The 17,264-nt window shown below is 62.7% G+C and carries 18 protein-coding genes; 13 read left to right on the plus strand and 5 right to left on the minus strand.

What is annotated here, in order from left to right; translation table 11 throughout:
• Nucleotides 1-53: 53 nt before the first annotated feature.
• Nucleotides 54-1,766: a M28 family metallopeptidase gene (locus V8192_RS12950; RefSeq protein WP_341633518.1), complete on the minus strand. Its 1,713-nt coding sequence runs from the start codon at nucleotides 1,764-1,766 to the stop codon at nucleotides 54-56.
• 75 nt (nucleotides 1,767-1,841) lie between these two features.
• Nucleotides 1,842-3,950 (minus strand): prolyl oligopeptidase family serine peptidase, encoded by a 2,109-nt coding sequence (locus tag V8192_RS12955; RefSeq protein ID WP_341633519.1) that lies wholly within the window; start codon nucleotides 3,948-3,950, stop codon nucleotides 1,842-1,844.
• A gap of 121 nt (nucleotides 3,951-4,071) precedes the next feature.
• Between V8192_RS12955 and V8192_RS12960 the strand changes: the two genes are divergently transcribed.
• The 4 genes from V8192_RS12960 to V8192_RS12975 all read left to right on the plus strand — a co-directional run bounded on the left by V8192_RS12960 (nucleotide 4,072) and on the right by V8192_RS12975 (nucleotide 6,471).
• Nucleotides 4,072-4,395, plus strand: coding sequence for an ArsR/SmtB family transcription factor (locus V8192_RS12960; protein WP_341633520.1), 324 nt, complete (start codon nucleotides 4,072-4,074; stop codon nucleotides 4,393-4,395).
• Nucleotides 4,395-4,838, plus strand: a complete 444-nt coding sequence (locus tag V8192_RS12965; protein ID WP_341633521.1) for an SRPBCC family protein — start codon at nucleotides 4,395-4,397, stop codon at nucleotides 4,836-4,838. Before V8192_RS12960 ends, V8192_RS12965 begins: the two co-directional genes overlap by 1 nt.
• A complete protein-coding gene (locus V8192_RS12970) occupies nucleotides 4,831-5,373 on the plus strand; it encodes an SRPBCC family protein (protein WP_341633522.1) in 543 nt (180 codons plus the stop codon). Before V8192_RS12965 ends, V8192_RS12970 begins: the two co-directional genes overlap by 8 nt.
• Before the next feature lie 168 nt (nucleotides 5,374-5,541).
• On the plus strand, nucleotides 5,542-6,471 hold the full coding sequence (locus V8192_RS12975) for a hypothetical protein (protein ID WP_341633523.1): 930 nt from the start codon (nucleotides 5,542-5,544) through the stop codon (nucleotides 6,469-6,471).
• Nucleotides 6,472-6,523: 52 nt separating this feature from the next.
• On the opposite strand, the gene clpA is transcribed toward V8192_RS12975, so the two are convergent.
• Nucleotides 6,524-8,854: an ATP-dependent Clp protease ATP-binding subunit ClpA gene (gene clpA, locus V8192_RS12980; protein ID WP_341633524.1), complete on the minus strand. Its 2,331-nt coding sequence runs from the start codon at nucleotides 8,852-8,854 to the stop codon at nucleotides 6,524-6,526.
• Between the two features lie 147 nt (nucleotides 8,855-9,001).
• The gene (locus V8192_RS12985; RefSeq protein WP_341633525.1) at nucleotides 9,002-9,202 is read right to left on the minus strand and encodes a DUF1192 domain-containing protein; all 201 of its coding nucleotides are present in this window, start codon (nucleotides 9,200-9,202) and stop codon (nucleotides 9,002-9,004) included.
• A gap of 67 nt (nucleotides 9,203-9,269) precedes the next feature.
• Here V8192_RS12985 and V8192_RS12990 point away from each other — a divergent pair, with 67 nt between their 5' ends.
• From V8192_RS12990 to tgt, 9 genes are all read left to right on the plus strand, one after another.
• Nucleotides 9,270-10,241, plus strand: a complete 972-nt coding sequence (locus tag V8192_RS12990; protein WP_341633526.1) for an NAD(P)H-quinone oxidoreductase — start codon at nucleotides 9,270-9,272, stop codon at nucleotides 10,239-10,241.
• A gap of 12 nt (nucleotides 10,242-10,253) precedes the next feature.
• A complete protein-coding gene (locus V8192_RS12995; RefSeq protein ID WP_341633527.1) occupies nucleotides 10,254-10,874 on the plus strand; it encodes a glutathione S-transferase family protein in 621 nt (206 codons plus the stop codon).
• 110 nt (nucleotides 10,875-10,984) lie between these two features.
• Nucleotides 10,985-11,689 (plus strand): DUF1013 domain-containing protein, encoded by a 705-nt coding sequence (locus V8192_RS13000; protein ID WP_341633528.1) that lies wholly within the window; start codon nucleotides 10,985-10,987, stop codon nucleotides 11,687-11,689.
• 45 nt (nucleotides 11,690-11,734) lie between these two features.
• Nucleotides 11,735-11,983, plus strand: a complete 249-nt coding sequence (locus V8192_RS13005) for an exodeoxyribonuclease VII small subunit (RefSeq protein ID WP_341633529.1) — start codon at nucleotides 11,735-11,737, stop codon at nucleotides 11,981-11,983.
• A complete protein-coding gene (locus tag V8192_RS13010; RefSeq protein WP_341633530.1) occupies nucleotides 11,973-12,887 on the plus strand; it encodes a polyprenyl synthetase family protein in 915 nt (304 codons plus the stop codon). Before V8192_RS13005 ends, V8192_RS13010 begins: the two co-directional genes overlap by 11 nt.
• 11 nt (nucleotides 12,888-12,898) lie before the next feature.
• Entirely contained in the window at nucleotides 12,899-13,390 is a 492-nt protein-coding gene (gene coaD / locus V8192_RS13015) for a pantetheine-phosphate adenylyltransferase (RefSeq protein ID WP_341633531.1), read from the plus strand.
• Nucleotides 13,391-13,440: 50 nt separating this feature from the next.
• Nucleotides 13,441-14,010, plus strand: a complete 570-nt coding sequence (locus V8192_RS13020) for a peptidylprolyl isomerase (RefSeq protein ID WP_341633532.1) — start codon at nucleotides 13,441-13,443, stop codon at nucleotides 14,008-14,010.
• A gap of 10 nt (nucleotides 14,011-14,020) precedes the next feature.
• Nucleotides 14,021-15,058 (plus strand): tRNA preQ1(34) S-adenosylmethionine ribosyltransferase-isomerase QueA, encoded by a 1,038-nt coding sequence (gene queA, locus V8192_RS13025; protein ID WP_341633533.1) that lies wholly within the window; start codon nucleotides 14,021-14,023, stop codon nucleotides 15,056-15,058.
• Nucleotides 15,055-16,182 carry a tRNA guanosine(34) transglycosylase Tgt gene (tgt, locus tag V8192_RS13030; protein WP_341633534.1) on the plus strand — a complete coding sequence of 376 codons (1,128 nt, stop codon included), beginning with the start codon at nucleotides 15,055-15,057 and terminating at the stop codon, nucleotides 16,180-16,182. Before queA ends, tgt begins: the two co-directional genes overlap by 4 nt.
• A 101-nt stretch (nucleotides 16,183-16,283) precedes the next feature.
• On the opposite strand, the gene yghU is transcribed toward tgt, so the two are convergent.
• Nucleotides 16,284-17,189, minus strand: coding sequence for a glutathione-dependent disulfide-bond oxidoreductase (gene yghU / locus V8192_RS13035; RefSeq protein ID WP_341633535.1), 906 nt, complete (start codon nucleotides 17,187-17,189; stop codon nucleotides 16,284-16,286).
• Nucleotides 17,190-17,264 lie beyond the last annotated feature (75 nt).

Consider the following 17,264-nt stretch of genomic DNA (forward strand, 5'->3'; position numbering starts at 1 on the left):
AAGGCTCGTTCTGCATGTCGAGATCGCCGGGAAGTCCCTCCCGAGCCTGGCGCTCAGCCGCGCTCTCCTTTCCTCGCAGTACTCGCGGGCGCTGGAACGTCGCCCGGACGCTCCGAGGCCGAACGGTCACGCGCGGCACGAAACTCGCTGTCCGGGCTCCAGTTCGGCCAAGCGCGTGAATTGGCAAGATCTCGCCCGAGATCGTGGAGAAGCTGCAGGTCCTGGGCCATGCCGCTGAAGTCCCAATTCGGAGACCATTCGTCGCTCGGCTGGTGATAATGCTTCTCGACATATTCCTTGCTGAGCGCTTCGCCGCGGGCGACGCCGCCCCTCACCAGATCATCACCGTCGCCGAAGCTGATCGCGGGCACTCCGACCTTGGCGAAAGAGAAATGGTCCGAGCGATAGAAGTGGCCCGCTTCGGGATGCGGGTCGGGGCTGTAGTAGCGGCCCTGCTTCCTGCCCTCGGATATCAGCATGTCGAGCAAACCCAGCTTGGCGCTTCCGGAAATGGTGAAGTTCTTGGCGGGGCCCCAGATCTGGCCCCCGTCCGTATTGAGGACTCCGGCGGTCTTGGCGGCCGGGAACAGCGGGTTCTGCGCGTAATATTCTGAGCCGAGCAATCCCTTTTCCTCTGCAGTCACTGCGAGGAACACGATCGACCGATCGGTGCGCGGCTCATGAGCGAAGGCGCGCGCCTGTTCGATCAGCTGGGCAATGCCGGTCGCGTTGTCGAGGGCGCCATTGTAGATGGTGTCGCCGCGATCATCGGGCTTGCCTATGCCAAGGTGATCCCAGTGCGCCGAGTAGATAACGGTTTCGTCGGGATATTTCTTGCCGGGCAGGTAGCCCACCACGTTGTGCGACGTGATTGTCTCGACCTTTGCCTGCACGTTGGCGCTGAGAGTTGCCTTGAGCGGGACGGGGCGGAAGGCGCGGGTTTTTGCCTGCGCCTTCGCCTGGTCGAAGTTCAGGCCGGACGCAGCGAAGATTTGCTCGGCGACTGGCCGCTGGATCCAGCTCTCGAAGATCGTGTGGGTCGCCTCCGGCTGCTGCCGGACGATGTCGAACTGCGTATTGGTGTTGGAATTCTTGACCGTGTTCCAGCCGTAGGCGGCAGGGTCGGTCTCATGAACGATGAGCACGCCCAGGGCCCCGCGACGGGCTGCCTCCTCATATTTGTAGGTCCAGCGGCCATAATAAGTCATGGCCTTGCCGCCGAAATTGCCCTCTCCGCCTTCGAAATCGGGGTCGTTGATCAAGACGACGAGAAGCTTGCCCCGTACATCCTGACCTTTGAAATCATCCCAGTTGCGCTCGGGTGCAGAGACCCCATAGCCCACGAACAGCAGCGGCGCATTTTGAAATGCCACCAGCTTCTGGCCGTTGAGCGGCGCCCGCAGTGCGATCTCGTTGCCCTGGAGCAGCGGGAGCGACTTGCCATTCCCGAGATTGAGCGTGAACTGCGGGTTGCCCACGATGTCCGACTTGAGGAGCGGCACGTCCTGGAACCAGCTGCGCTGTCCGCCCCTGACGTCGCCTGCAGGCCGAAGCCCCACCGCCCCGAACTGTTCGGCAATATAGTTGATCGTCTTGGTTTCGGCGCGGGTTGCAGGCCCGCGACCTTCAAATGCATCCGAGGATATCGTGCGGTCGATGTCCGATAGGCGCTGGGGGCTGATGCCGCTCGTGGTTGAAGCGGACGCCGACACGGCAGCGAGGACGATCGCGGAGCTGCTTACGGCGAGCCAGCGGAATATCTTCATCGGATTCTCCAATCGCGAAATTGGGCGCCGCTCGCGCGTTGGGCGGCGCCCAAAAAGGGATGGAATGGCCGATAGTTAGTGTGCCGCGGGGAGGGAAGCCCCTTCGTTGGAAGCAGCGGCGGGCATCCCCTTGTCGGTCCTGTAGCGGTCGAACCAGGAAAGGATCGCGCTCGCCTTGGCGGCCGACTGGCTGGGCCGATCGGTCAGCGTCTCGTGGCTCGCTCCGGGGACTTTTACGAGCATGGTCGGGATCCCCCGAAGCTGCAGCGCCTCGTAATATTGCTCGGCCTCGCTCACCGGGGTCCGATAGTCCTCGCTTCCCACCACGACCAGGGTGGGGGTCTTGACGTTTCCGACGAGGCTGAGCGGCGAGCGCTGCCAATAAGCCATCGGATCTTCCCACGGGCGCTTGGCGAACCAATAGGGTGAACTGAACCCGGCGATATCCGCCGTCAGTCCCCAGCTTGCCCAGTCGATGACCGGCTTTTGTGCGGCAGCCGCGCGGAAGCGGTCGGTCTTGCCAACGATCCACGAGGTGAGAACCCCGCCGCCGGAACCGCCAGTGACGAAAAGATTGCCGGGATCGACGTGACCGGTCGCGATTGCTGCGTCGACGACGCTCATGAGATCGTCGTAATCGTGGCCTGGATAGGCTTTCTCGATCTGATTGGCGAAGTCCTCGCCGTACGACGTCGAGCCGCGCGGGTTCGAGTAGACGACGACATAGCCGTGGGCCGCATAAAGCTGGTCGTCGCTGGAGAATTGCGGGCCATAGGCCGAGTAGGGGCCTCCATGGATCTCGAGGATCATTGGATATTTCCTCGCCGGGTCGAAGTCCGGCGGGGTGACCATCCAGGCATCGATCGGGCGGTGATCATATTGCGAGGAAACAGGAAATTTCTGGACCTGTCCGAGAACCTTGGAGTCGAGCAGGCTGGAGCTCAGGTGCGTCAGCCGTCGACCGCCGCTCCCTGAAGCCACCGCCACCTGGTTGGGATGCGATGGATCTCCAGACGTGAATGCAACCACGCCGTTTCTCGAAACGCTGAAGTCGCCGCCGGCATAAGGACGATCGAGTTCTCCAAATCCCATGTCGCTCGCGACCTCGCGGACAGAGCCGTCAAGACCGACGCGCTCGACCTTGTTAACGCCGCGATCTTCGACCTGGACGTAGATTGACCGCCCATCGCCGGACCAGGCGGGGCTCGAAACGGAGCGGTCGAGCGATGAGGTCAGAACGCGCTTGTTCGACCCATCCATGTTCATGACGGAGAGCCTGCGGTTCTGATAGCCTAGATGCTTGTCGTCGAACCCGACCCAGGCGACCGAGCGGCCGTCCGGGGAAACCGCCGGCGCGTTGTCAGGCCCGTCGCGGCTGGTCAGGGCGACCGGCGCGCCGCCATCGATGCTGATCCGGTAGATTTCGCTCTGCAGCGGCTCGCGCTGCCAGTTTGGAGAGAGGTCAGCGCTGAAGACGATTGACCGACTGTCGGGCGCCCACGAAACCTCACCGCCTGCATTGGTCGGACCGAAGGTCAGCTGTGTCGGTGCGCCCCCGTCGGCGGGGACCCAGAAGATCTGCCGATATCCCGGTTTCAGATAACCCGCAGCATCGAAGCGATAGGTCACCCGGTCGATGACCTGGAGGGGATCGGCCCACTTGGCGCCGTCCGGCTTGGGCGGCGCGCTGCCGAGCTTCGGGGCATCGTCCGGGACCAGCATCGAATAAGCGATGCGCCGCCCGTCGGGCGACCAGGCGAGGCCGCCAGGGCTGTCGGGAAGCCCGGTGATCCGTGCACTCTCGCCGCTTGCCATCCAGCGAACGTAGAGCTGAGGGCTTGCGCCCTCGGCGGCAACATAAGCGAGGCGCGTTCCGTCGGGCGACCAGCGGGGAGAAAAATAGGATCCGGCGCCCGCGATGAGGGGACGCTGCTGTCCGGTTGCAACGTCGACGCGCCATATGGTGGGACGGGCCTTGTCCGTCATGATGTCGTTGGACTGGCGAACGTAGGCAATGGTGCGGCCGTCGGGGCTGATCTGGGGATCGCTTGCCCATTCGAGACCGAACAGGTCCGAGCCGGCCAGGTAGCGGCTCGGCCCGGTCGCTGGGACCGCATGTGCCGGGCTTGCGAGAACCGCGGCGGAAAACAGGACCGCGAACGGCGCAAGCTTCGTGATGCTCAAGGACATTCCCCTTTCCCGAAAGTCGATGGTGCACGATTCAACTTTCGAGTTCGCGCGGCAAGTGAATGTCGTTCAACTAACTGGTTGACAATCGTTCGGGGCTCGCGCATTAGTAAACCGAATGGTTGAAAATAGACTTGATACGACTTTTCATGCGCTTGCCGATCCGACGCGGCGCGGCATGCTTGCGAGCCTTGCACTTGGAGACAAGTCGATCGGGGAGCTTGGCGAGCCGTTCGCGATGACATTCGCCGGGGCATCCAAGCATGTGAAGGTCCTCGAAAGCGCTGGCCTCGTCGAACGTCGCAAAGTGGGCAGGAGGCAGATCTGCACTCTTAGGGCAAAGCCCCTCGAGGAGGCGGACAGCTGGCTGAGGCAGTGGGAAGAATTCTGGGCGGGCCGCCTCGACCGCCTCGAGGCCTTGATCGGGCAGGACAAGCGGTAATGAGCAATGCAATCGTCACGGTCAGCCGCGAATTTTCCGCGACTCCCGAGCGCGTGTTCGACGCCTGGCTGGATCCGGCGCAGGCGAAGGATTTTCTGTTCGCGACCCCTGAGGGCAGGATCGTTCGATGCGATATCGACGCACGCGTTGGGGGCCGGTTCCTGATCACGGACCGCCGCCCCGGCGGAGACGCCGAGCATCACGGCCAATTTCTCGAGATCGGGCGGCCTCGCCGGCTCGCGTTCCTCTTCCGCGGGCCGGGGACAAGCGAAGGCGAATGGTCGAAGGTCATCCTCGAATTTAGCCCCTCGGTGTCGGGCTGCACGCTGACCCTTACCCACGAAATTCCCGAGCAGTGGGCCGATTACGCCGAGCCCGTGCAACGTGGATGGACGATGATCCTCGATAAACTTTCACAGCAGATGGAGATCCAAAATGGCTGAGCTACTGGTCCAGAATAGCAAGGTGGTCGAACGCGTCGGGCCGGATGCGATCCGCCTCGAGCGGTTGCTCGATGCCTCGGCTGAAACGGTATGGCGTTATCTCACCGAAGCAGAACTTCGCGAGCAATGGTTCATGGGGGGCACCGACGCCGTCGCCGGGGGCGAGTTCGAGCTTCTCGTCGATCATGACAAGCTGTCGAGCGAGGCCGTTTCCTATCCTGACAGCTACGAATGCTTCAAGGGCCGCATCTTCAATGAACGAGTGATCCGTTTCGAGCCGCCCCGGCTCCTCGAAACGACCTTCCAGGGCGGCGACAACGGTATCGTCACCTACGAGCTGATGCCGGAGGGTGAAAAGACGCGGCTGATACTGACGCACAGCAAGATCGCCAGTCCGAGCGGTTTCCAGGATTTCGGCGGGGGCTGGAACTCGCATCTTTCGGTCCTGCAGGAAAAGCTTGCCGGGCGAAGCGTCCGCGACTTCTGGGCGCTTCATTCGAAATCGCGCGAGGAGGTCGCAAGGGCGCTGGGTTGAACGGGCAAACTCCAACTTATGGAGTCCTAACGCAATTTTATTGGCGCGCCACGTTCGCTTTCTGTTCAGTCCCTCTCGGAATTTGACGAGTCAGTTCCGGAAGCCGCGGTACCTCCCGTTGAGGTACCGCGGCTAATTGCTTGGGCAGACCTTGGGAGGGCATGTGCAATGAACGTGGTCGCGCGGATCCTTGCCACGTTGCTTGCATGTACGAGCGCCGTTTCACGGGCCGAGGCGCCGCTTGCCGACCGGCTCGGAGCTGCGATGAAGTCTGCACGCTGGACGGGTCCGATGCTCGCCTCGACCGCCGAGACCTTGCCTCAGGGGCACTTTTATACCGAACCCTATTTTTTCGACGTGATCTCGAACGGCGATCACCACCCGGGCTCGAGCGGATTTTACCAGTACGGGCTCCTCGATAATTTCACGGTCGGGGTTCAGCCTGCATTTGCGACCGCGACGAACAGGCTTGGCTCGGGAATGGCGATCGGCGACTTCAAGCTGCTGACTCAGGTCCGCCTGACGCGCTTCACGCCCACGCACCGTGTCCCGACCATTGCGATCGTCGTCAATGAAGTGCTTCCGACCGGCAAGGACGACAAACTGGGGCCGAGGGAGGAGGGACACGGCTCGGGGGCATTCGCAACCGAGATCGGAGTGAACGTCCAATATTACTTCCTATTGGAGAACAATCGCCTGCTGCGCGCGCGGATCAACGTGCTTCATTCTTTTCCAAGCGGCACGAAGCTCGCCGATCGGAGCGTCTACGGGACCCTACCTGGATTTCGCGGACGCGCTCACCCGGGCTCCAAGACGACGCTCATCGGGGCCGTCGAATATAGCGTCACGCGCGAATGGGTGCTGGCGCTTGACGTGATCAGGGAATCGGCCGGCAAAACAAGGGTCGAGGGAAGCTATCCCGGCGGTTCGCTGTTGCGGCTGCGAAGCCCGTCAAGCTCCGACGTCGGCTTTGCGCCGGCGGTCGAATATAATTGGAGCGATACCACGGGTGTTCTCCTGGGTGTCTGGATCAGCCCCAAGGGCCACAACACGTCCGCGTCGGTGACGCCCGCGATCGCGATCAGTCGCTTCTGGTAAGGACCGGGCGCAAATGCCCGGTCCATGCAAATGAGGTCTCAAAGGCTCCCGCTTATTCTGCTGCGGACGCTTCCTCGCCTCCGGCCTTCTTTTTCGGCCCCTTGGCTTTCGCCTTCGTCGGCTTGGGCGCCGCCGGCACGATCTCGAAGGCCGGCGCATTGTCCTTGATGCGCACCTTGACCTCGCCTCCATTGACGAGCTTGCCAAAGAGCAGCTCCTCGGCGAGCGGCTGCTTGATCTTCTCCTGGACCAGCCGGCCCATCGGGCGAGCGCCGTAGAGCTTGTCGTATCCGCGGTCGACCAGCCACTGACGAGCCTCGTCGTCGAGCTCGATGTGTACGCCGCGATCAGCGAGCTGGAGCTCCAGTTGCAGGATGAATTTGTCGACCACCCGCGCGACCACCGCCGGCGGCAGGTAGGCGAACGGAACGATCGCATCGAGGCGGTTGCGGAATTCCGGCGTGAACATCCTCTTGACCGCATCCTCCTGGGCATCTTCGCGGCTCGCCGCACCGAAACCGATGCTTTCGCGCGCCATGTCGGACGCACCTGCATTTGTCGTCATGATGAGAATGGTGTTGCGGAAATCGACGGTCTTGCCGTGGTGGTCGGTGAGCTTCCCGTTGTCCATCACCTGCAGGAGGATGTTGAACAGGTCCGGATGGGCTTTCTCGATTTCATCGAGCAGCAAAACGCTGTGCGGATGCTGGTCGACGGCATCGGTAAGTAGCCCGCCCTGATCGTAGCCTACATAGCCAGGAGGAGCGCCGATCAGTCGGCTGACCGAGTGGCGCTCCATATATTCCGACATGTCGAAACGCTGGAGCGGAATGCCCATCACGGAGGCAAGCTGGCGTGCGACCTCGGTCTTTCCAACGCCCGTCGGACCGGAAAAGAGATAGTTGCCGATGGGCTTGTCGGGATCACGAAGGCCGGCCCGGCTGAGCTTGATCGCCGAGGCAAGTTTCTCGATCGCGAGGTCCTGTCCGAAAACCACCCGCTTGAGGTCAGCCTCGAGATGTTCGAGCACCTGCTTGTCGTCGGCGCTGACCGACTTGGGCGGAATGCGCGCCATGGTCGCGACCACGGCCTCGATTTCCTTGGGCGTGATCACCTTCTTGCGGCGGCTGGGCGGCACTAGCATCTGCATCGCACCGACTTCGTCGATGACGTCGATTGCCTTGTCCGGAAGCTTCCGGTCGTGGATGTAGCGGGCGGAGAGCTCGACGGCGCTCTTCACAGCATCCGGTGTGTAGCGGACGTTGTGATGCTGTTCGAACGAGGATCTGAGGCCCGCGATGATCTTGATCGTGTCCTCGATCGAGGGCTCGTTGACGTCGATCTTCTGGAACCGCCGGAGCAGCGCCCGGTCCTTCTCGAAATGGTTGCGAAATTCCTTGTAGGTCGTTGAACCGATGCAGCGGATCGCACCGCTCGAGAGCGCAGGCTTCAGGAGATTCGACGCATCCATTGCGCCCCCGGAGGTGGCGCCGGCGCCGATCACGGTGTGGATCTCGTCGATGAACAGGATCGCGTGCGGCATTTTTTCGAGCTCGGAAACGACGGATTTGAGCCGTTCCTCGAAATCACCGCGGTACCGGGTTCCCGCAAGGAGGGCGCCCATGTCGAGAGCATAGATCACTGCGCCCTTGAGGACGTCAGGGACGTCGCCCTCTATGATCTTGCGCGCAAGGCCTTCCGCGATCGCCGTCTTGCCGACGCCGGGATCGCCCACGTACAGCGGATTGTTCTTCGAGCGGCGGCAGAGGATCTGCACGGTCCGGTCGACCTCCGGCATGCGCCCAATGAGCGGGTCGACCTTGCCCGCTTTCGCCTTCTCGTTGAGGTCGACGGTGAATTGCTTGAGAGCGGATTCCTTCTTACCGCCTTCCTTCTCGCTTTTCTCCTCGGTTCCCTCGGGGGCCCGCGTCTCGACCGGAGTCTCGCCCTTGCCAACGCCGTGGCTGATGTAGGTCACGGCATCGAGGCGGCTCATGTCCTGCTGCTGCAGAAAATAGACAGCATAGCTCTCGCGCTCGGAAAAAAGAGCGACGAGCACATTGGCGCCAGTGACCTCGTCGCGGCCGGAGGACTGGACATGGAGGATTGCGCGCTGGACAACGCGCTGGAATCCGCTGGTCGGCGTCGGATCGGTAGCGCTGTCGGCGACAAGGGCGCCGAGCTCGTTGTCGAGATATTGCTTCACCGAGGCTCTGAGCTCGTCGCGGCTTACTCCACAGGCGGTCATCACCTTGGAGGCATGCTCGTCGTCGATCAGCGCGATCAGAAGATGTTCAAGGGTCGCATACTCGTGCCTGCGGCGGCTGGCCTCTCCCAGTGCATTGTGGAGGGTCTGTTCGAGTTCGCGAGCAAAACTAGGCATTTAGGCTGTAACTCCCGCACCCGCGGACAAGCCCACGGGCTTTGATTTCAATGTCATACGCTCGAACGCAGCAATCAAGAGCCGCGTCTCGCCTTTTCAACAGATTATCGCGCTTCGAGGTTGTCGGCGGCTGAACGGCCGCTCCGGTCACGACTTCTTGAACAGTTCTTCGGCTGCCGAGCGGTGGCTCTGCGCGCGATTCATATGGGCTTCGACCCGGGCGATCTCCGCCTTGAGCGCCTCGATCCGGGCTTCGAGCTCCTCGATCGACATGGGATCGAGATCCTGCTTTGCAAGCTCCACGAGCGGATCGCCTGGCTTGCTCGGGAAGAGGTCGTCGAGGTCCACTGGCGAATCGTTGACCCTTAGGGCGGCCAAGTCAATAAGCCGGCTCGTGCCAGACCTTCCCTCCTCCATGAGCGCGGTCGTCGCGGACGGGTCGGGAGGGCTTGCTGTGGTCGCCCGGCCGGTCCCGCAGCCGGGTCCCGGCGAAGTGCTGGTCAAGGTCGCGGCAGCCGGGGTCAATCGTCCCGACATATTGCAGCGCCGCGGGCTCTATCCACCGCCGCCCGGAGCCCCCGACGTCCTTGGACTTGAGATCGCCGGCCAGATCGTTGCCGGCGGTGAGCAGGAGGAACGCCTCGTCGGCCAGAAGGTCTGCGCGCTCGTTGCAGGCGGTGGCTATGCCGAATATTGCGTTGCCGCAGCGGGTACCTGCCTTCCGGTGCCAAGGGCGCTCTCGAGCGTCGAAGCGGCGGCGATGCCCGAAACCTTGTTCACGGTCTGGGTCAACCTCTTCGAGCGCGGTTTCGCAGCGGACGGCGAATGGGTGCTGGTGCATGGGGGGACCAGCGGTATCGGTACGATGGCGATCGCGCTCTCCAGGCTCTTCGGGCTGAACATCATCGTCACTTGCGGAACGGATGAGAAATGTGGCCGGGCCCTCGAAATGGGCGCCGATGCTGCCATCAATTACAAGACTGCGGACTTCGTCGAAGAGGTTCATCGCGTCACCCGCCGCGAGGGGGTCAACGTCGTCATCGACATGGTGGGCGGCGACTATCTTCCGCGCAATCTTGCCTGCCTTGCGGAGGACGGGCGCCACGTCTCGATTGCCGTGCAGCGCGGGCCGACTGCCGAGATCCCGATTTTCGACATCATGCGCCGGCGCCTGATGCTGACGGGTTCGACGCTTCGTGCCCGCTCGGTTGAATTCAAGACCATGGTCGCTGACGAGATTGCCAAGACAGTCTGGCCCTATGCGGAGGGAGGCCGCCTCAAACCGGTCATCGACAGCGTGTTTCCCCTTGCGCAGGCCGACGAGGCTCATGCGCGGATGGAATCGGGCGAGCATGTGGGTAAGATCGTCCTCGAGGTTCGCCGCTAAAGGGGTGTCGCGATGTCGGAAAGGCTGATCCTTCACGAATATTCGCAATCCGGGAATTGCTACAAGGTGCGTCTCACTGCAGCCCTCGTCGGCGCTCAACTCGACCGGCGCGAATATGACATCATGAAAGGCGAGACGCGCACGCCGGAGTTTCTCCGCAACATCAATGCCAACGGCCGCATCCCGGTCCTCCAGGTGGGCGATCGCTTCATCACGGAGAGCAATGCCGCCTGCTACTTCGTCGCCGAAGGTTCGAGCCTGATCCCGACCGATCCGTTCGACCACGCCGACATGCTGCGCTGGATGTTCTGGGAACAATATAGCCACGAACCGAATGTCGCGACGCTGCGATTCTGGATGAAGTGGCTTGGTCCGGAGAATCTGAGCGACCTCCAGCGATTGCAGATGCCGGGCAAACGTCAGGCCGGCAACTCCGCGCTCAAGCTGATGGACGAGCATCTGGCCGGCCACGACTGGTTCGTCGGCGGCCATACCAGCCTCGCCGACGTTTGCCTCTTTGCCTACACCCACGTCGCAGGGGATGCCGAATTCGACCTGAAGCGCTATCCCCACGTCCAGCAATGGACGGAGCGCGTTAAGGGTCATCCCCGCTATGTTTCGATGATGTCCTGAGCGGCCTTGCCCCGGGAGCCGTCGCTGGCTACATCGCCGCCCAAGCTGGCCGCTCCGTGAAGGGGCGGCCCTATTTGTTTTCACTACACAGATTCTTCGGGAGAAACCCAGTGGCCCAGCCTCTGATGCCCCACGCGACCGCCGCCTGGCTGGTCGACAATACGTCGCTGACTTTCGAGCAGATTGCCGAATTTTGCGGCCTTCACATTCTTGAGGTGCAGGCGATCGCCGACGATACGGCCGCGACCAAGCTGACCGGGAGAGACCCGATCCGTGCGGGCGAGCTTACGCACGAGGAGATCGAGAAGGGGCAGGCCGACCCCGACTATCGATTGCAAATGCACAAGGCCCCCGAAGCGGTGCGACGGACCAAGGGGCCACGTTACACGCCCGTCAGCAAGCGCCAGGACAAGCCTGACGGCATTGCCTGGATCATCAAGAACCATCCCGAGGTCAGCGACGGCCAGATCAGCAAGCTCATCGGGACGACGCGCACGACGATCGCCGCGATCCGCGAGCGCACTCATTGGAACATGGCGAACATCACGCCCAAGGATCCCGTGACACTCGGCCTTACGACCCAGCGCGAACTCGACGCGGCAGTCGCCAAGGCGGCCAAGGCTGCAGGAATGCAGGCTCCGACCGACACGAGGCTGGACAGCGACCGCGAGGCTCTCATCGAAGAGCTGCGCCACGAGCGGGAGCGCCACGCGCGGGAAGCGGAGGCTGCGCTCGTCGAAGCGAGTGACGAGGCGCTTCGCGACGAGGTCGTTCCGGGCATTCGCGATCCGTTCAAGAATACGCCCGTCGAATAGCCGCTCGCTTGATTTGAACGGCAGCGGGGACCAAAAGTCGCGTCGATGGACACGGCGGAAACTGATGTTAGCCAGCTGAGCTTTGAAGCCGCGTTGCAGCGGCTCGAGGAGATCGTGCGTACGCTCGAGAAGGGCGAGGCGCCTCTCGATCGCTCGATCGAGCTCTACCAGGAGGGCGACCGCCTGAAACGGCACTGCGAGGCGCGCCTCAAGGATGCCCAGGCCCGCATCGAGCAGATCGCGTTTGGAAGCGATGGCAAGCCGGCGGGGCTGAAGCCCTTCGATGCCGGTTGAGACCGTCGAGCGGCTCGCTGACGAGCTGAACGCGGAAAGCGCGCGGGTTCGGGGCGACGTCGACACTTTCTTCGGTGAGCTGCTCGCAGCGCCCGGCGACAGCCGTGAGCCCTTGTATGAGGCGATGCGCCACGCTGCGATCGGCGGCGGCAAGCGCCTGCGGCCCCTCCTGACGGTCGCTGCCTCCCGTCTTTTTGCAATTGATCGCACCTGCGCCTTGAGAGTTGGCTGCGCGATAGAGGCGATCCACGTCTATTCGCTCATCCATGATGATCTCCCATGCATGGACGACGCTGACCTGAGGCGCGGCAAGACAACCGTGCACAAGGCGTTCGGGGAGGCGGCGGCGGTTCTTGCGGGCGATAGCCTGCACGCACTCGCATTCGAGATCCTTGCGGATCCCGCGACCCATGAAGATCCCTGGGTCCGCTCCGACCTCGCGCTCGAGCTTGCCCGCGCAGCCGGGCCTGCAGGAATGGCCGGCGGACAAATGATGGATCTCGCTGCCGAGGGCCAAAGTCTCGATCTTCCCTCGATCACGCGTCTCCAGCAGCTCAAGACCGGCGCGCTCATCGAATATGCGGTCGAGGCCGCCTGCATCATGACGAAGATGCCGGTGGACGCGAGGACGCCCTATCGGGGATATGCGCGCAACATCGGCCTTGCCTTCCAGATCGCGGATGATCTCATCGATCATAGCGGCGATGCGGCTGCAGCCGGAAAGCCGACCGGGAAGGACGCGAACGCCGGAAAAGCAACCTTTGTCTCGCTCCTTGGGGAGGCCAGGGCGCGCCAGCAGGCGGGCTTTCTCGTCGAGCAGGCGGTCGAGCATATATCGGGCCACGGGGGGGAGGCGGACCTGCTGCGGGCGATCGCCCGGTTCGCCGTTGAACGGGATCACTGAGGGAGGGCGGCGTGAAGATCGCAGTATATCCGGGGACTTTCGACCCAATTACGCTTGGCCATCTCGACATCATCCGGCGCGGCGCACATCTCGTCGACAAGCTGGTGATCGGCGTTACGACCAATCCATCCAAGGAGCCGATGTTCTCGGTCGAGGAACGACTCGCGATGGTCCGCCGGGAAGTGCAGGGCATTGGCGGCAACGTCGAGGTGGTGGAGTTCGACAGCCTGCTTATGGACTTTGCAGAAGCGCAGGAGGCTACCGCGATCCTTCGTGGTCTCCGCGCGGTGGCGGATTTCGAATATGAGTTCCAGATGGCGGGCATGAACCAGCAGCTCAACGACAATATCGAAACCGTATTCCTGATGGCCGACGCGTCGCTCCAGCCGATCGCCTCGAAGCTGGTCAAGGAGATCGCCCGTTTTGGAGGCGCCATCGACAAGTTCGTGACGCCCGCAGTTGCCGACGACGTTCGGCGCCATTTGAACGGCGGTTCACGCTAACGAAAGCAGCGCCCCGACAAAGGGCGCCGCCGAATTATTCGGGGAGGGAAATGTTTAGGACGTTGATCGCCTTGCCGCTCGTCGCAGCGGCGCTCGTTGCAGCAAAGCCGGCGCCTGTGCCGCCGCCGCTGCCCAGCATCCTTGCGCCCGCGGAGATTGCCGCCAACAAGGCGAACCATCTGTTTCTCGACCTATCTACCGGCGGCACCGTCGAGATCGTGCTGCGGCCGGACCTTGCTCCCCACCATGTCGAGCGCATCCAGGCCCTGGTGAGGCGCGGCTTCTACAACGGGCTAACCTTTCACCGCGTCGTTCCTGGATTCATGGCCCAGGGAGGGGATCCCAAAGGGACTGGAGAAGGAGGTTCGGAGCTGCCGGATCTCAAGGCGGAGTTCACTGCAGTGCCCTTCCTTCGCGGCATGCTCGGCGCAGCCCGCACCAATGCGCCCGATACGGCCAACAGCCAGTTCTTCATCATGTATGCGCCTCACCCCGAGCTCGACGGCAACTACACCGTCATGGGCCGCGTCATTTCCGGAATGGACGCGGTGGATGGGATCGCACCGGGTGAGCCGCCCGCCGAGCCAACGAAAATTGTGAGAGCGTATCTCGGCGGCTAGTGCCGTCCGCATGCGCGTCGACCTTTTCGATTTCGAGCTTCCCAAGGACCGGATCGCGCTTCGCCCCGTGCGTCCGCGCGACACTGCGCGCCTCCTTGTGGTCGAGGGCGGCGAGATTTCCGACAGGCGCATCCTCGATTTGCCGGATCTTCTGAGATCCGGTGACGTCCTCGTGTTCAACGACACCAAGGTTATTCCCGCGCAGCTCGAGGGGCGGCGCGGAGAGGCGGCCATCGGGGCGACGCTGCACAAGCGCGAGGGCCCGCGCGAGTGGCAGGCGTTCCTGCGCAACGCAAAGCGGGCCCGCATCGGGGACGAGATCGATTTTGGATCGGGCGCCCGGGCTCTTGTGATCGACAAGTCAGCAGACGGTTCGGCGTTGCTGCGCTTCGGGGGCGAGGAACCGGTCGAGCTTCTGCTGGAACGCGCGGGGCAAATGCCGCTGCCGCCTTATATCGCATCAAGGAGGAAAGCGGACGAAAAGGACCTTTTGGACTACCAGACCATGTTCGCGCGCGAGGAGGGCGCAGTCGCGGCCCCCACGGCAGCGCTTCACTTCACCCCGCGGGTCCTCGATGCGCTCGAGGCCCGGGGCGTGGGCCGCGAAACCCTGACGCTTCATGTTGGCGCGGGCACTTTCCTGCCCGTGAAGGCGAAGGACACGGAGGGTCACAAGATGCACGCCGAATGGGGTCGCATCGATGCTGCAACCTCGTCCCGTCTCAACGCCGTGCGTGCTGCGGGCGGCAGGCTAATTGCTGTCGGTACGACGAGCCTTCGTCTCCTTGAAAGTGCGGTTGACGAGCATGGCATCATCGGGCCGTTCGAGGGCGATACCGCAATCTTTATCACGCCGGGCTATCGCTTTCGCGCGATCGATGGCCTTCTCACCAACTTCCACCTGCCGCGATCGACCCTGTTCATGCTTGTCAGCGCGCTGATGGGTACCAAGGTCATGAAGGCGGCCTACGCGCATGCCATCGACGAGGGCTACCGCTTTTACTCCTATGGCGATGCGAGCCTGTTGCTGCCACTGGACCTGCAGTGACCCGTTTTGCCTTCTCGATTGGCGCGAGCGACGGTGCCGCGCGCGCCGGCACGATTTCCATGGAGCGCGGCGATATCCGCACGCCGGCCTTCATGCCGGTCGGGACTGCAGCAACCGTGAAGGCAATGCGCCCCGAGGAAGTGCGCGCTTCGGGGGCCGACATCATCCTTGGCAATACCTATCACCTAATGCTCCGACCCGGTGCCGAGCGCGTGGCGAAGCTCGGCGGTCTCCACAGGTTCATGGGCTGGCAGCGGCCGATCCTGACGGACAGCGGCGGATACCAGGTGATGAGCCTGTCCGAGCTGACGAAGGTCACCGAGGAGGGCGTTGCCTTTGCCAGCCACCTCGACGGGTCGCGTCACATGTTGTCGCCCGAGCGTTCGATCGAGGTGCAGCGGCTGCTCGGCAGCGACATTCTCATGCAGTTCGACCAGCTCGTGCCGGCCACAGCGCCAGTTGAGGCCCGGCGCGAGGCGATGGAACGCTCGGTACGATGGGCAGCGCGTTCGCGCGAGGAGTTCGACCGGGACGTCGGGCACTCGAAGCGGGCCGCAATCTTCGGTATCCAGCAAGGCGCGCTCGACGAGGGATTGCGGAGCGCGTCGGCAGAAGCGCTCATAAAAATTGGCTTCGACGGTTATGCCGTTGGAGGACTTGCCGTGGGCGAAGGGCAGGAAGCGATGCTCCGCTGCCTCGATTATGCAGTCGCGATGCTGCCTTCCGACAAGCCCCGCTATTTGATGGGAGTCGGCAAGCCCGACGATATCGTCGAGGCTGTGGTCCGCGGAATTGACATGTTCGACTGCGTCCTTCCGACGCGCTCTGGGCGCACCGGCCAAGCGTTTACTGCAGCAGGTCCATTGAACATGCGCAACAGCCGCTTTTCGGAGGATGAAGAGCCGATCGAACCTGGATGCCCATGTCCCGCGTGCACCGCGTTTGGCCGCGCCTACGTGCACCACCTCGTGAAATCGGGCGAAATCCTCGGCGCGATGCTGATGACCCAGCACAATCTATGGTTCTACCAGCGCATGATGGAAGGGCTACGGGCGGCCGTCAGCGAGCAACGGCTGGCGAACTTCGCTGCTGCCTTCCTTTCGAAATATCGGGCGAAAGGCTGATGGAGGCGCCTGGCCAGCCTCAATGAAGAGGCTGGCGCGGGGGCGAGGAAGCCTCAAGAGCCAAGTCAGCCCTTGGCTTCGAGACTTTGCGGTCAACGGCTTTAGATTGCGTCGTCCTTGACGCCTGCTTTGTCGTCGAGCGCTATACCCGCGATCTTGTCTTCGGTCCTCAAGTCGAAGTCGCTGGCATCGTGCCGCTCATGCAACTGTTCGCGTTCATCGCCGGTGAGCTTGTTGACGATGCGGCCGCGACCAACCGCGGGACGCGCGTCGATCGCGCGGGCCCATCGCATCAGGTTCCGATATTCGTTGGTCGCGAGGAACTCATCGGCGCCGGGATAGGAGCGGCCGAGTGCGACTCCGCCGTACCAGGGCCAGATCGCGATGTCGGCGATCGAATAATCATCCCCCCCGATATATTCGCTTTCCCCGAGCCGGCGATCGAGGACGTCGAACTGGCGCTTGGCCTCCATCGAATAGCGATTGATCGCATATTCGATCTTCTCGGGAGCGTAGGCGAAGAAATGTCCAAAGCCGCCGCCCAGGAACGGCGCACTACCCATCTGCCAAAAGAGCCACGAGAGCGTTTCTGCCCGCTGGGGCCCGCCAGCCGCCAGGAATTCGCCGAATTTCTCCGCCAGGTGGAGGAGGATCGCGCCGGACTCGAACAACCTGATCGGCTCAGGGCCGCTTCGATCCATCAAAGCCGGAATCTTTGAATTGGGGTTTACCTCGACAAAGCCGGTGCTGAACTGGTCACCCTCGCCGATGCGGATTGGCCAAGCGTCATATTCGGCGTCCTTATGGCCTTTCTCGAGCAGCTCCTCGAACATGATTGCGACCTTTTGCCCGTTGGGCGTCGCAAGCGAATAGAGCTGGAACGGGTGTTTCCCGACGGGCAATTGCTTGTCGTGAGTGGGGCCAGCGATCGGCCGGTTGATATTGGCGAACTGCCCGCCGCTCGGTAGTTCCGACTTCCATACCCTGGGAAGCACATATTCGGTCATGCTGGGTCCCTTTTTTCCTTAGGACCGGCAGCTAGGAATGCGCGCTCAGGCTTTCCAGTGTCATCGATGTGCCTG

This window comes from Sphingomonas agri (assembly GCF_038148795.1).
GTDB lineage: Bacteria > Pseudomonadota > Alphaproteobacteria > Sphingomonadales > Sphingomonadaceae > Sphingomicrobium > Sphingomicrobium agri.